This window comes from Acinetobacter sp. MD2(2019), assembly GCF_035615615.1.
GTDB lineage: Bacteria > Pseudomonadota > Gammaproteobacteria > Pseudomonadales > Moraxellaceae > Acinetobacter.
In genome coordinates this window covers 67,285-79,734 of record NZ_VTDU01000002.1, presented here as the reverse complement: position 1 = coordinate 79,734, position 12,450 = coordinate 67,285, and the positions used below count along the sequence as shown (strand labels likewise).

General features: G+C 40.8%; 14 protein-coding genes. 6 read left to right on the top strand and 8 right to left on the bottom strand.

Annotated elements, in window-relative coordinates; genetic code table 11:
* Positions 1–10: 10 nt before the first annotated feature.
* The 3 genes from leuD to leuB all read left to right on the top strand — a co-directional run bounded on the left by leuD (position 11) and on the right by leuB (position 2,475).
* Positions 11–655: a 3-isopropylmalate dehydratase small subunit gene (gene leuD / locus I2F62_RS01770; protein ID WP_324625305.1), complete on the top strand. Its 645-nt coding sequence runs from the start codon at positions 11–13 to the stop codon at positions 653–655.
* A 112-nt stretch (positions 656–767) separates the two neighbouring features.
* Positions 768–1,349 carry a hypothetical protein gene (locus I2F62_RS01765; protein WP_324625304.1) on the top strand — a complete coding sequence of 194 codons (582 nt, stop codon included), beginning with the start codon at positions 768–770 and terminating at the stop codon, positions 1,347–1,349.
* A 46-nt stretch (positions 1,350–1,395) separates the two neighbouring features.
* The gene (gene leuB / locus I2F62_RS01760; protein ID WP_324625303.1) at positions 1,396–2,475 is read left to right on the top strand and encodes a 3-isopropylmalate dehydrogenase; all 1,080 of its coding nucleotides are present in this window, start codon (positions 1,396–1,398) and stop codon (positions 2,473–2,475) included.
* A 71-nt stretch (positions 2,476–2,546) separates the two neighbouring features.
* On the opposite strand, the gene I2F62_RS01755 is transcribed toward leuB, so the two are convergent.
* Complete coding sequence (locus I2F62_RS01755) at positions 2,547–2,993, bottom strand: hypothetical protein (RefSeq protein ID WP_324625302.1); 447 nt, start codon at positions 2,991–2,993, stop codon at positions 2,547–2,549.
* Between the two features lie 148 nt (positions 2,994–3,141).
* Positions 3,142–3,582, bottom strand: coding sequence for an Ivy family c-type lysozyme inhibitor (locus I2F62_RS01750; protein WP_324625301.1), 441 nt, complete (start codon positions 3,580–3,582; stop codon positions 3,142–3,144).
* A 249-nt stretch (positions 3,583–3,831) separates the two neighbouring features.
* On the opposite strand from I2F62_RS01750, the gene I2F62_RS01745 reads away from it, so the two are divergent.
* Positions 3,832–4,275, top strand: coding sequence for a DUF4352 domain-containing protein (locus I2F62_RS01745; RefSeq protein ID WP_324625300.1), 444 nt, complete (start codon positions 3,832–3,834; stop codon positions 4,273–4,275).
* Between the two features lie 229 nt (positions 4,276–4,504).
* Complete coding sequence (locus I2F62_RS01740; RefSeq protein ID WP_324625299.1) at positions 4,505–4,882, top strand: lysozyme inhibitor LprI family protein; 378 nt, start codon at positions 4,505–4,507, stop codon at positions 4,880–4,882.
* Positions 4,883–4,936: 54 nt separating this feature from the next.
* On the opposite strand, the gene infA is transcribed toward I2F62_RS01740, so the two are convergent.
* The gene (infA, locus tag I2F62_RS01735) at positions 4,937–5,158 is read right to left on the bottom strand and encodes a translation initiation factor IF-1 (protein WP_004920223.1); all 222 of its coding nucleotides are present in this window, start codon (positions 5,156–5,158) and stop codon (positions 4,937–4,939) included.
* Positions 5,159–5,385: 227 nt separating this feature from the next.
* On the opposite strand from infA, the gene I2F62_RS01730 reads away from it, so the two are divergent.
* A complete protein-coding gene (locus I2F62_RS01730) occupies positions 5,386–6,396 on the top strand; it encodes an AraC family transcriptional regulator (protein ID WP_324625298.1) in 1,011 nt (336 codons plus the stop codon).
* Between the two features lie 3 nt (positions 6,397–6,399).
* Here I2F62_RS01730 and truA read toward each other — a convergent pair whose 3' ends face one another.
* The 5 genes from truA to asd form a co-directional block, all read right to left on the bottom strand.
* Positions 6,400–7,203: a tRNA pseudouridine(38-40) synthase TruA gene (gene truA, locus I2F62_RS01725; protein ID WP_324625297.1), complete on the bottom strand. Its 804-nt coding sequence runs from the start codon at positions 7,201–7,203 to the stop codon at positions 6,400–6,402.
* Positions 7,204–7,212: 9 nt separating this feature from the next.
* A complete protein-coding gene (locus tag I2F62_RS01720) occupies positions 7,213–8,181 on the bottom strand; it encodes an asparaginase (RefSeq protein ID WP_324625296.1) in 969 nt (322 codons plus the stop codon).
* Between the two features lie 50 nt (positions 8,182–8,231).
* Complete coding sequence (locus I2F62_RS01715; protein ID WP_324625295.1) at positions 8,232–9,764, bottom strand: hypothetical protein; 1,533 nt, start codon at positions 9,762–9,764, stop codon at positions 8,232–8,234.
* A gap of 47 nt (positions 9,765–9,811) precedes the next feature.
* Complete coding sequence (locus tag I2F62_RS01710; protein WP_324625294.1) at positions 9,812–11,002, bottom strand: hypothetical protein; 1,191 nt, start codon at positions 11,000–11,002, stop codon at positions 9,812–9,814.
* Between the two features lie 182 nt (positions 11,003–11,184).
* Positions 11,185–12,303, bottom strand: a complete 1,119-nt coding sequence (gene asd, locus I2F62_RS01705; protein ID WP_324625293.1) for an aspartate-semialdehyde dehydrogenase — start codon at positions 12,301–12,303, stop codon at positions 11,185–11,187.
* Positions 12,304–12,450: the final 147 nt, after the last annotated feature.

Here is a 12,450-nt window from a genome sequence, read left to right as displayed (position 1 = left end):
GGTTTTTATTATGAAAAAATATACAGTTGAACAAGGCATTGTGGCACCTTTAGACCGTGCCAATGTCGACACCGATTTAATTATTCCAAAACAGTTTTTAAAGTCGATTAAACGTACTGGCTTTGGTGATAATTTATTTGATGAATTACGTTATTTAGATGAAGGTTATTTAGGGCAAGACATTAGCAAACGTCCTAAAAATCCAGATTTTGTATTGAACCAACCGCGTTATCAAGGTTCGAGCATTTTATTGGCTCGCAGTAACTTTGGTTGTGGTTCAAGTCGTGAACATGCGCCTTGGGCATTGAATGAATACGGTTTTCGTACGGTGATTGCACCAAGTTATGCCGATATTTTCTTTAATAACTCATTTAAAAACGGCATGTTGCCTGTAATTTTAACTGAAGCTGAAGTCGATCAGTTATTCAAAGAATGCGTGGCAACGGAAGGTTATCAATTGACTGTGGATTTAGCTGCACAAGAAGTGCGTACCCCCACAGGCAGTGTTTTTAAATTTGAAGTTGATCCATTTCGTAAACATTGCTTGTTAAATGGTTTAGATGATATTGGTTTAACCTTGCAAGATGCTGATTTAATTCGTGAATATGAAGCAAAAACACAGTTGAGTCGTCCGTGGGTGTTTAAGTCACTTTAAGCCATTGTACGAATATGCGATTGCACATAGCGTGATCGCTTAACAATTGCTAACATGCTAGATTATTCATGATGAATTTAATCTGCAATGGGGCATAAGTTTGACTGTTCATATGCGAAATAAAATCGGTCGAAATGTTGTGTTGGCCATGTGCGCGGGCTTATTAAGCGCATGCCAACACACACACCAAGCAGTAGATACGATTGCGATTAAATATATTGCGCCGCCACAACAGCAGGCCAGTGTAAAAATTTATTGTAGCGGCACTGACGATTGTGAGTTTGAGCGCTTTGATCAAATCCCCATTGTTGATGAGGTTACGCATTTAGTCAGCCATGAAGCCATTAAAAAAGGCTATGTGCGCTTAAATGGCAAAACCACAGGTTATGCCAATGCACTGTATTTGACTGTGCCCGATCAGCAACATGAAGTGGTGATTCGTTTTTATCCAATCACCAAAGCGCGCGCAGAAGAAATTAGTGTCATTCATAATTTCAGAGCGAATCATAGCTATACATTCAAAATGTATCGCAACCGAACCAAAACCAGTTCGGGCAGCTTATTAAATGTGTCTGCGCCAGATCCTTTGTGCGTGGTGTTGCTTGAAAATGAACGTCCAGTACGCCATTTTTGTAAACCTTATAATGTATTAACTGGACTCGGTGAATTTGTAGAAGTCCACAACGCGTTGTAGTTTCGCTGTATAGGTCTGACGATCTAGAATTATCATGGAAAAAAATATGTCAAAGCAAATCTTAATTTTGGCGGGTGATGGAATTGGCCCAGAAATTATTGCAGCCGCAGAAACCGTCTTGGCTGCGGTGAATCAACAGTATCAGCTTGAACTCACATGGGAACATGGTTTATTGGGCGGTGCGGCAATTGATGCACATGGTGCGCCTTATCCTGAAGTGACTTCAAAGCAAGCCAAGCAAGCCGATGCTATTTTATTGGGCGCAGTGGGCGGGCCAAAATGGGATACGATTGAACGTTCAATTCGCCCTGAACGTGGTTTATTAAAAATTCGCAGTGAGTTGAATTTGTTTGCGAACTTGCGCCCAGCAATTTTATACCCACAATTGGCAGATGCGTCTAGTTTAAAACCAGAAGTGGTTGCAGGCTTAGATATTTTAATTGTACGTGAACTGACTGGTGGGATTTACTTTGGCCAACCGCGCGGTATTCGTGAATTGGAAAATGGCGAAAAACAAGGCTTTAACACCGACGTTTATAGCGAATCTGAAATTAAACGCATTGCTAAAGTTGCGTTTGAACTTGCAGGTTTACGTGGTGGAAAAGTTTGTTCTGTCGATAAAGCCAATGTGCTTGAAGTGACTGAACTTTGGAAGCAAACCGTAACTGATTTAAAAGCTGCTGAATATCCAGATATTCAATTGTCACATATGTATGTAGACAACGCTGCAATGCAATTGGTTCGTGCGCCAAAACAGTTTGACGTAATTGTCACAGGCAATTTATTTGGCGATATCTTGTCGGATGAGGCTGCCATGTTGACTGGTTCAATTGGTATGTTGCCATCTGCTTCGCTAGATGAAAATGGCAAAGGCATGTACGAGCCGTGTCATGGTTCAGCACCTGACATTGCAGGTCAAAATGTGGCAAATCCATTGGCGACCATTTTATCGGTGGCGATGATGCTGCGTTATACCTTCCGTGAAGAAGCGGCGGCCAAAGCCATTGAAGATGCAGTGGGTCGTGTCTTAGATCAAGGTTTACGTACCGCAGATATTATGTCGAATGGTATGACCAAAGTGGGCACAGCAGAAATGGGCGCTGCTGTGGTTGCAGCCTTAGCTTAACCTATTGTCCAAACCCTGAATAAAAAAACGTGGCTGAGTCCACGTTTTTTTTATTGCTGTCAGTGAGGTGCTTATGGGCAAAGTTGTGTTTGAAACTTCGTGGTGTTTTTTCCTCGCACACAGCGCCAAGAATCTTCTTTATTGATTTCTTTCCACGCGCCATGCTGAAGTTCGAAATGGTAGGTTGAGCGTTCAGCTGCAACGGAATCATCTCCTGTAAATTCTTGATCAACAAACACGGTTGCTTGGGTTATAGGGGATTCTGACCGATTAAATTCTTGTCGAATCTTAAAGGTAGGAATATCTTCAAAATTTTTGATTTTTCTTAATACTTGATGGATTGGGTAATCTACAGCATCAGTGGGACTGGATGTAGGGGCTGCATTTTCTGTGGATAGTGGAGCATCTTTTACCGCATGATCTGCGCTTTGGTGAGTTTGCGTTGAAACACATCCCATTAAGGCGATTGACGTGGATACGGTGAATAAAGCCGTTGTTATGAGTTTTTTAGTCAACATATAATAAGTGCTCATTAAATTTTTTTAATATCATATCGTTATTCTAAGAACAGATAGGTCATTGACGTGTGTCGCACAATTTAGATGTGCGACATGTTCAAAGCCTTACCTGTTCTGTTGATACTCTTGTTTGAATCAGACGCTAGAATCAAAAATTAAATTTTTGTGGATAATTGTCCAAAGCTCCAGTTAAAGCCGAGAGTAAAATGGTTTTTTCTTCAATCGAGATATCGGGTTGGTTACTCATCCACTTCAACTGTTGTGTTGAATTTTTCTCGTTAAAACGTGAGTAAACAGAAGTCATTGCTTTGCTTTGTGGCGCGTAAATGGTTGCAATTTGTTCACTGCTACAATCGTGTGGTTTGCATGAGCCAAAGACCAAATAATTTTTTCCTGCAATTTTTACAGTTTTTGTTGCTGATGTTGTGCCATCGGTTTTTGTCCAAGCGGGTAGGTTTTTATGGTTCGAAATTTTCTTGAATTGTGCTTGTGCAACTTTGTCTGAATTAAGCGTCTTTAAGGCTTCGGCTTGTGCAACTGTTGTCATTAAAGCAGAAGCCACTAACGTGAAGAGTATTGTTTTTTTCATAAAAAAATCCTGAATCTAAAGTGTTACTATAAATTTTTTCACAAAATATAGAGATCAAATCGCGTTAAGTTATGTATGTTTTCTATTAAAAATCTTCATATTTTGGCAGGCTTGTATTTAATATTTCATGCTTAAACAGTGTTTTATAGAAAAACTAGATATTTAAATTTAAGATACTCTTTCAATAATTAACAATAAAAATGAATAAATAGCGTAATACTCAAATACATATTTACTCAGAGTAGCATTATGAAAAAATTAGTATTAGTTTCATCTTTAATCAGTGTTCTGCTTCTTGTTGGATGCGGTACCAAAAATAAAGTCGAAGATGCCACAGAAAAAACAGAGCATACACAAGCAACTGAAAAAACGGCACAGATAAAAACGGCAGAAGCACTGAGTGTCACCAACAATATTCGCAAAGGCGCTGTGAAGATTACCGCATTGAATACCAGTCTAAGTCAGAAGGAAAAATATTATTATCAAGTGACGGTTGAAAATACCGGCACATCACCAATCAATATTCAATCTGAACAAATTAAACTGGTGGATTCATTTGGGAAAGAACATGCTGTGGGTTTAGTGGATAGAGAGTTAATCTCGCCAATTTTTCCACAGAAATCCGTAACGGGTCTTGTTGCGTTTGACAGTGTGAAGGTGGGTACGCCTAAATTTATAAAGTTTGATGATTAAGCTGAGTCAATGCTGGACAGTGAAAATACATGTCTATGAGCATCGATAATCGCCTTGAAATGAACAGATATCATTATTCAGACGATGTGCTAGATGGCTGTTGAGTCATGAGCTGAGCTTAAGTAATTGCCCAATAAGAAAGGGAATAAAGAACGTGGTTGAGGCTACGTTTTTTTAATTGAAGTATGCTATAAAGAATCGTCAAAACAATGAAAAAGAGGGAATGTTGATGCTAAAAAAAGCAGTATTGTTATGTAGCGGTTTGGTTTTATCGGGCGTCGCGTTTGCCGATAATTGTGATACTACACGCAATAGCTATGATGCAGTGCACTGTGCCAATAAAGTCTATGTGAATGCTGATAATGAATTAAATCAAAATTATCAATTGTTACGCAGTAAACTTAATGCGCAACAAAAAACCATTCTAAAACGTTCGCAAGTGGCTTGGATTAAAGAACGAGATAAAAGTTGTTCTGGTGATTCAAACGTAGGGACTGTGATTTATACCAATTGCCAGTTGGAACAAACCCGAGAACGTAATTCTTGGATTCGTGAGCGATTACGTGAATGTAAAACCATCGGATGCAAAACATCAGCACTAAATTGATGTATTAATAGCCATTAAAAAAGCCACATTTTGTGGCTTTTTTGCTTCTAATACTTAACGTGCACGGTAAGTAATACGACCTTTGCTTAAGTCGTAAGGGGTCATTTCAACCTTAACGTTATCGCCCGTTAAAATACGGATATAGTGTTTACGCATTTTTCCTGAAATATGCGCAATCACTTCGTGTCCATTTTCTAAACGTACACGAAACATAGTATTAGGAAGCGTTTCGGTGACAACGCCTTCGAACTCGATAAGTTCCTCTTTATTGGCCATAGCCTACCTAAATGAATAAAAATGAGAAGGTGCAAATTATATACAAAAGCCTGAAAAAAACAAGTCAGCAACTGGGTTTGTCGATCTCTAAACGTCATAAAGTAAACGCTCAGTTTAAATTTTTATCATAAAAATTACCGAATGCACGTTGTCAGTTTGGTCAATCATGGTTAATCTAAAAATCGACTTATAATTGAAAATTAAGAATATAGAAGGATGAATGATTTGTGGGTCAGCTAACCGATGCTTCAGTTGTTTTACGTTTGGGCTATCAAGCGATGCGCCGTGCGGGATTATCGCCTGAAAAAATTCTGACCAAAGCCGGTGTGGCCATTAATCAATTAGAGAATAATCAAAGAACCCCTTTAAGTGCTCAATATGCCTTTTGGGTGGCAGCAGAAGAGGTCAGCCAAGACCCAGACATCGGTTTGCATTTAGGTGAAAATTTACCGTTGTATCGCGGACAAGTGATTGAGCATTTATTTTTAAGCAGTGAAAATTTTGGCGCGGGCTTAAAGCGAGCGCTCGCTTATCAACGCTTAATTAGTGATGCTTTTCATGCCAAATTGGTGGTTGAAGATGGGCGCTGTTATTTAAGTAATGGTGTGCAATTGCAGCCCAATCCTGTGGTTAATCGACATTTTTCTGAGTGTGCGATTTCTGGAATTTTACGTTTTTTTAAATTTTTAACTGAAGGCGCATTTCAGCCCATTTTTATTGATTTCGATTTTAGTGAAGGTGCATCGCCCGATGAATACTTTCGGGTCTATGAATGTCCGGTCAGTTTAGGGCAAAAAGAAACCCGATTATATTTCGATTCCGATATTTTGAATCAGCCTTTATGGCAGGCCGATCCCGACTTATTACAACTGCATGAGCAACTGGCACTAGAAAAACTACAAGAATTAGAGCGATACGATTTAATTGGCGATGTGCGCCGCGCCATTGGTGCAACCTTAGAGCAGGGTGAAACCACGCTTGAAACCGTTGCAGCGCAGCTTAATTTAACCCCAAGACGCTTACGTTCTCAACTGAGTGAAACGCAAACCAGTTTTCAGCATATTTTGTCGGACTACCGTTGCCGCTTGGCAAAAAAATTGTTATCTAATACCCACGAAAGCATTGAGCGAGTGGTGTATTTGACCGGATTTGCCGAGCCAAGTACCTTCTATCGGGCGTTCAAGCGTTGGACCAATGAAACGCCCGTAGAATATCGAAAACGTAAGCAATCGCGTTAATCACTAGATTGGCCAGTTGAGCCATTCTGGGCCCAGTGTGGTTTGAGGCAGCTTGTTTTGTAACGCTTCTGGATAATACGCCTGAATAAAATACAAACCATCGGCTGGTGCCGTGATGCCCGCAGCTTTACGATCTTGTGCGGCAAAAATCTGGTCAATGTGGTCTACTTCATATTGTCCTTGGCCGATTTCCAATAAACAGCCCACAATATTGCGCACCATATGATGCAAGAAACCATCGGCTTGAATATCTAAAATTAAAAAGGCGCCATGTTGGGTGAGGCGACAATGTTTAACATGACGCACCGGCTGATTGGACTGGCACGCAGCAGCACGGAAACTTTCAAAGTTATGCGTGCCTTCAAACTTTTGTGCCGCTTGAGTCATCTTGGCAATATCCAGTGGATAATAGGCATGGGTGACTTGTTTATATAACAACGCAGGGCGCATTGGTGCATGATAAATCACATAACGGTAGCGCCGTGCAATGGCTTTAAAACGCGCATGAAAATCGGCCTCGACCGGTTGAATCCATTTTATGGCAATATCTTTGGGCAGTTGGCTATTGGCGCCCATCAGCCAACCGCGTTCAGGGCGAATGGCATGGGTGTCAAAATGTGCCACCATATTGGTTGCATGTACGCCAGCATCGGTCCGACCAGCACCATGTACAATAATCGGTTCATCTGCAATTTTACTGAGCACGGTTTCAAGCGTTTCTTGGATGCTACGAACCCCTGCTTGTTGGGTTTGCCAGCCTTTAAAACGGGTACCACAAAACTCAATTCCGATCGCATATCGTTGCATAAAGAATCCTTAAACTGCCGAATCGTGCCAATGACTGAACCATTGTTCAGCATGGTCATATTTTAAATAAAGTTGCAGTGCCTTCGCATACAGGTCGGCATGACCTAGCGTGTCGGTAATCACAATTTGCGCATCATTCACCCACGAGCTGACCGCATAACGTTGATCAATTCCACCAAACGACACTTGTGTGCTTAATACAGGAAGGCAGTTTTTTGCCAGTAATTGTTTAATTAAAGCCACAATTTCAGGATTGGTAACTAAATTACCCGTGCCAAACCCTTGCAAGACTAAAAAATGCGGTGGCTGTTGTAATAAATGTTCTAAATTCTGTTGTAGCAAATTGAGTGCAATCGGTTGCATCATCAGGCTAACAATATTAAATGTTTTGGCTTTTTCAATTTGCAGCGTATCAATTGGTGTTGCCGTTGCATGGTTTTGAATAGTTTCGGTAGAAGCAATGCCTTGAAAAGCATTGAGATGGGTTGTGTGGGCTTTTAATGCACTGCGACCATGCAATAATTGCTGATGAAAGGCCAAATAAACGCCTGCAGGCACTTGGCTGACTTGCTTAAGGGCAAAATCTAAATTGTTTTTGGCATCGGTTTCAGTCCGGACAGCGGTCGCTTCAACATTAAGTAGCGGAAATTGACTGCCGGTTAAAATCAGCTTACAGCTTTCACCCAAAAAACGCGCCAACACTGCACTGGCATAGCTTAGCGTGTCTGTGCCGTGAATAACGACAAAATGCTCAAATTTAGGCTGTAATTGTTGAATAAATTGTACCAATGCCAACCAATCTGCTGCGGTATAGGCACTACTGTCTTTAATGACAGGCGCTGCAAAACATTGTGTTTGGATATCTGCCGGCAAAGAAGCCTGTAAGCGTGGCAAAAAGGTTTGATCGGGCATCGGGCTTAATGGTTCGCCCACGCAGCCAAACGTCCCGCCCATATAAATTAAAGCAATCGTTTTCATAGATAAAAAAAGCAGCCACAACTGGACTGCTTATGGTAGAACGAAGTGTATTAAGAAGCTATTTGATTTAGTAATTTTTTTGCTTGCTCGGTTTGTGTGGCATCGAATGTAGTTTGAGCCGCACTTAATAATTCAGATGCGGCAGCATTCGCACCGAGTTTGATATATTGCTCAGCTAACAGAAGATCAAGCTCAGTTTCCTGCATCTGCGCTAACTCTGGGAATTGCTGCAAAATAGGATCATCATGCTCAATTGGCTGTTGTTGAACTAAGTCAATAATTGGCTCAGGTGTAACCGCTACCTGTTTCGCATCGAAGGTGAAATCTAAGATATTACTATTTGCAACTTCAGATTCAACCTTAACTTCTTCAACGGGTGTTGTGGTCGGGCTAAAATCAAAACTAAAGCTTTGCGTATTTTCAGCCGTTGTAATTTCAGTTTTATCTATTTCAACGCTTGTTGCCGGAACTGCTTCAAAATCGAATTTGAAATCTAGCGCAGGTGATTCGCTTGGGCTTTCTAAAGCGGTTATTTGCGTTTCTGTTGTTGCAGGTTCTAGCTTGAGTGCAGAAAAAGAGTGGTCCAACAGTGTACTGGTTTGCAGCTGTTCAGTTTTGGTTTCTGTGCTGACGTGCTCAAGTTGAATGGATTGATCAAAATCTAAGTTTAAATCAAGATTGTTACCAATGTCTGCTTTGGGTGTGGTTGATGACGCGCCTTTGCTTTCAATACTTGTTGGTTCAAGGCTGAAGCTAAACTCTAAGGGTTTGACATCCGTTTCAACGCTTGGTACAGCTTCGATAACAGGGGACTGTTGATTAAAACTTGATAAATCTAAATCGAATTCAAGCGCTGTCGAGGCTTGCGTTGAGGTTGTCGCGTTGTCAACTTCATCGGAACGTACAGAATTTAACTCAGCGTGTGTTGAAAGGGAATCTTCTTCAACGACATGCGCTGAATCTATGCTGCTAACTGAACTAGCTGAGAGCTGATCAAAACTATTTTCTGTCGCAATTGATGCTGATTCATTTTGCGCGGTACTTTTCTCAAACGGAGCTTGAGTGTTGGGTAACTCCATTGGCGTATATTGAATAGCATCGCGCTTATCTTTTTCTTTTTGTAATGCATTTTCAATATATTGAACGATATCCAATAACTGTAATGCGCGTAGATGTGAGCGTAATTGATCTAGCGCAAAGGTATCTTGCTGTTCAATATGTATATCTGCTAAAAAGAGATACAGATCATGTTGTTTTGGATTCTGATTCAGTTCCTGATTAATTAACGCTTCAGCAGTGCCAAAATTTTTCTGCGCAATCAATCCTTCAATACGCGTTTTAAATTCAGGATTGATTGCAATCGGCTGAATCGGTGTTTCTTCAACCGTATTGTCTTGCGTATCTTGCGTTTCAGATACTGTGGTCGCAAGCGGCGCAGTTTTTCCTTTTACGCGTTTTGCTTTGTTTTTCCCCGGTAAAGTTTGTGTTTTTTTTGCTGTACTATTTTGTTGATTAGACTCACGTTTTTTCAACACGATAGCGACAACAAGTAAAAGCACAAACGGAATAATGTATATCAACATTTTGTTATCCTTACAGCGAGAACAAGCGGTTTAAGCATCGTATCTCTTTAATGATGTTGTTGCTTGTTTGCTGCTTGTCGTTGTTTTAGCTGTTGCTGTAACTGCGCCAAGCGTGCATTTAATAAATCGAGTTTATGGTTTTTTTGCTGTAAAGCAAAGTCCAGTTGAGTGACTTGTTTTTGAATTGCGAGCGTATTTTGTCGAACCAGCATCAGTTGTTCTTTATTGGTATTATTTTTTAAATTCTGGCCATTTTTTGGGTTTGCATGATTGGTCACATTATCTTGATTGTCTGTGATAATACTCATCTGGTCGTTGTCTAAACGATATCTCGTAGCCGCCAAATTTTGACGTGGTGCAGATTTAGCTGAACGCACCGCTGAGCTCATATTTAAGTTTAAAGTCGCGCCTTGTTTCAGGCGATTGATATTGCCTCTTACAAAAGCTTGTTCATTTTGGGCTTTTAATTGTTTCAGCACCATGTGAATCGGTTGATGCGTATTGGCAGCAATTTGTGCCGCAATATTCCATAACGTATCTTGAGATTTGACTGTGTAGTGCCGCACTGTATTTTTGTTCGGAACGGGCGCACTGTTCTTTTTCGCTGCTTGCTTTTGTGGTTTTGGCTTGACCGCAGATGGCGTAGCACGCGGTGAACTTTTAGCCGCTGTGCTGTTGGGCTTAGATAGTGTTGTTGTCTGGGGCTGATTTTTTGACGCAGGCGCCGAAGGAGGTTCTGTTGCCTTAACCGTTTGTTGGGCTGCTGTATTATTAGTTGCAGGCAATAATGCTGTTTGATTGCTTGGCGTTGCTGAAGTATACGCTGTGCTGGTTGGTAAATTAAGTTGAATATCTTTTTCGGTGACCACTTGTGGCAGTAATGCTTTTTCGGCGCTATTGGTCGCTAGATTGGGTGTGCTAGTTGAATTAGACAAGGAATCTTTGATTTGTTTAATATAGGTGCCATCACCATCTTGCACTTTAACCGCAAGACTAATTTGCTTGCTGTTGATTGGGCGATTTGACGTCACTACAATTACGCCATTGCTAGGACCAGTTTGACGCACAAAAAAATTCAAATTGTTCTCAGAGGCATTTAACTCATCTAAATGATCTAGATCATCATTCGATGCAAAGCTTGCTTGAACAGGCTGACTACCTGTTGCATTGGTGTAGGGGATTTCTGCATAGAGCAGCTGACCTTGAGTGGATTGAATATTTACACGATCAAAACTCAAAGCATATCCTAGCTGAGAAACTAAGCTGCATAAAATAAGAGAAGAGAGTTTATTATATTTGACCATTGTATCTACTAGAAATGCTCTGCTGACGGCGTATTATAATGTAGTTATATGTAAATGAATTGTAAAATTTGAAAAATTAAAAGCCGATCTTTTTAGATCGGCTTTTCACTACACGTTTATGCGTTTTTGTATTCAATCAGAATGCGTAACATACGACGTAAAGGCTCTGCAGCACCCCAAAGTAACTGATCACCTACAGTGAAAGCACCGAGGTATTCTTTACCCATATTCAGTTTACGTAAACGACCAACCGGTACAGTTAGTGTTCCTGTAACTGCTACTGGCGTTAAATCGGTCATCGACGCTTCACGGGTATTTGGCACCACTTTTGCCCATTGGCTTGATGCGGCAATCATGCTTTCAATTTCGTCTAAAGGCACATCTTTTTTCAGCTTAAGCGTAATGGCTTGTGAGTGACAGCGCATGGCACCAATGCGCACGCAATGTCCATCAATAGGAACAATTTGTTGATTGCCTAAAATTTTATTGGTTTCAACTTGGCCTTTCCATTCTTCTTTCGATTGACCGCTTTCGAGCTGTTTGTCGATATATGGAATTAAAGAACCCGCCAATGGCACACCAAAGTTGGCTGAAGGGAAGCTTTCACCACGTTGTAATTCAGCAATTTGACGGTCGATATCCAAAATAGCAGATTTTGGATCGTCCAATAAGGTTTTGGTATTGTTATACAAATAACCCATACCAGTAATCAATTCACGCATATTTTGCGCGCCTGCACCTGAAGCCGCTTGATAGGTCATTGAGGTTGCCCATTCCACCAAATTATTTTGGAACAGTGAACCTAAGCCCATGAGCATTAATGATACGGTACAGTTACCACCAACAAAGGTTTTAGTCCCGTTGACTAAACCTTCTTTAATGACGTTTAAGTTCACAGGGTCAAGCACAATAATCGCTTCATCGTCCATACGTAAGGTCGATGCGGCATCAATCCAGTAACCATTCCAGTTTTCAGCTTTTAGCTTTGGAAAAACTTCGGAGGTGTAGTCACCGCCTTGGCAGGTAATAATGACATCCATTTGCTTCAGACTGTTAATGTCTGTTGCATCCATAAGTGCTGGGGCAGTTTTTCCACCAAATGCAGGCGCTTCACCACCTGCGTTACTGGTAGAGAAATAGAATGGCTCAAAGTGAGCAAAATCATTCTCTTCAACCATACGTTGCATGAGGACGGAACCGACCATCCCACGCCAACCGACCAGACCTACTTTCATGTCATTGTGCCTCGGTGTTGTGATAAAAAATAAAAGGGTTTTGAGTGTATCAAAAGTAGACTGAACTGCAAGCGCTACATAAGTCAAACCACTAAATAATTGAGTGAAATATCTTGTTTGGCATACATGAGAAAGTGATAAAGTTGG

Excerpts from the sequence above, each read along its gene's own strand:
- I2F62_RS01715 (WP_324625295.1), bottom strand. The coding sequence starts at position 9,764 with ATGTTGATATACATTATTCCGTTTGTGCTTTTACTTGTTGTCGCTATC.
- I2F62_RS01745 (WP_324625300.1), top strand. The coding sequence starts at position 3,832 with ATGAAAAAATTAGTATTAGTTTCATCTTTAATCAGTGTTCTGCTTCTT.
- leuB (WP_324625303.1), top strand. The coding sequence starts at position 1,396 with ATGTCAAAGCAAATCTTAATTTTGGCGGGTGATGGAATTGGCCCAGAA.
- I2F62_RS01765 (WP_324625304.1), top strand. The coding sequence starts at position 768 with ATGCGAAATAAAATCGGTCGAAATGTTGTGTTGGCCATGTGCGCGGGC.
- I2F62_RS01755 (WP_324625302.1), bottom strand. The coding sequence starts at position 2,993 with ATGTTGACTAAAAAACTCATAACAACGGCTTTATTCACCGTATCCACG.
- truA (WP_324625297.1), bottom strand. The coding sequence starts at position 7,203 with ATGCAACGATATGCGATCGGAATTGAGTTTTGTGGTACCCGTTTTAAA.
- leuD (WP_324625305.1), top strand. The coding sequence starts at position 11 with ATGAAAAAATATACAGTTGAACAAGGCATTGTGGCACCTTTAGACCGT.
- I2F62_RS01750 (WP_324625301.1), bottom strand. The coding sequence starts at position 3,582 with ATGAAAAAAACAATACTCTTCACGTTAGTGGCTTCTGCTTTAATGACA.
- asd (WP_324625293.1), bottom strand. The coding sequence starts at position 12,303 with ATGAAAGTAGGTCTGGTCGGTTGGCGTGGGATGGTCGGTTCCGTCCTC.
- I2F62_RS01740 (WP_324625299.1), top strand. The coding sequence starts at position 4,505 with ATGCTAAAAAAAGCAGTATTGTTATGTAGCGGTTTGGTTTTATCGGGC.
- infA (WP_004920223.1), bottom strand. The coding sequence starts at position 5,158 with ATGGCCAATAAAGAGGAACTTATCGAGTTCGAAGGCGTTGTCACCGAA.
- I2F62_RS01720 (WP_324625296.1), bottom strand. The coding sequence starts at position 8,181 with ATGAAAACGATTGCTTTAATTTATATGGGCGGGACGTTTGGCTGCGTG.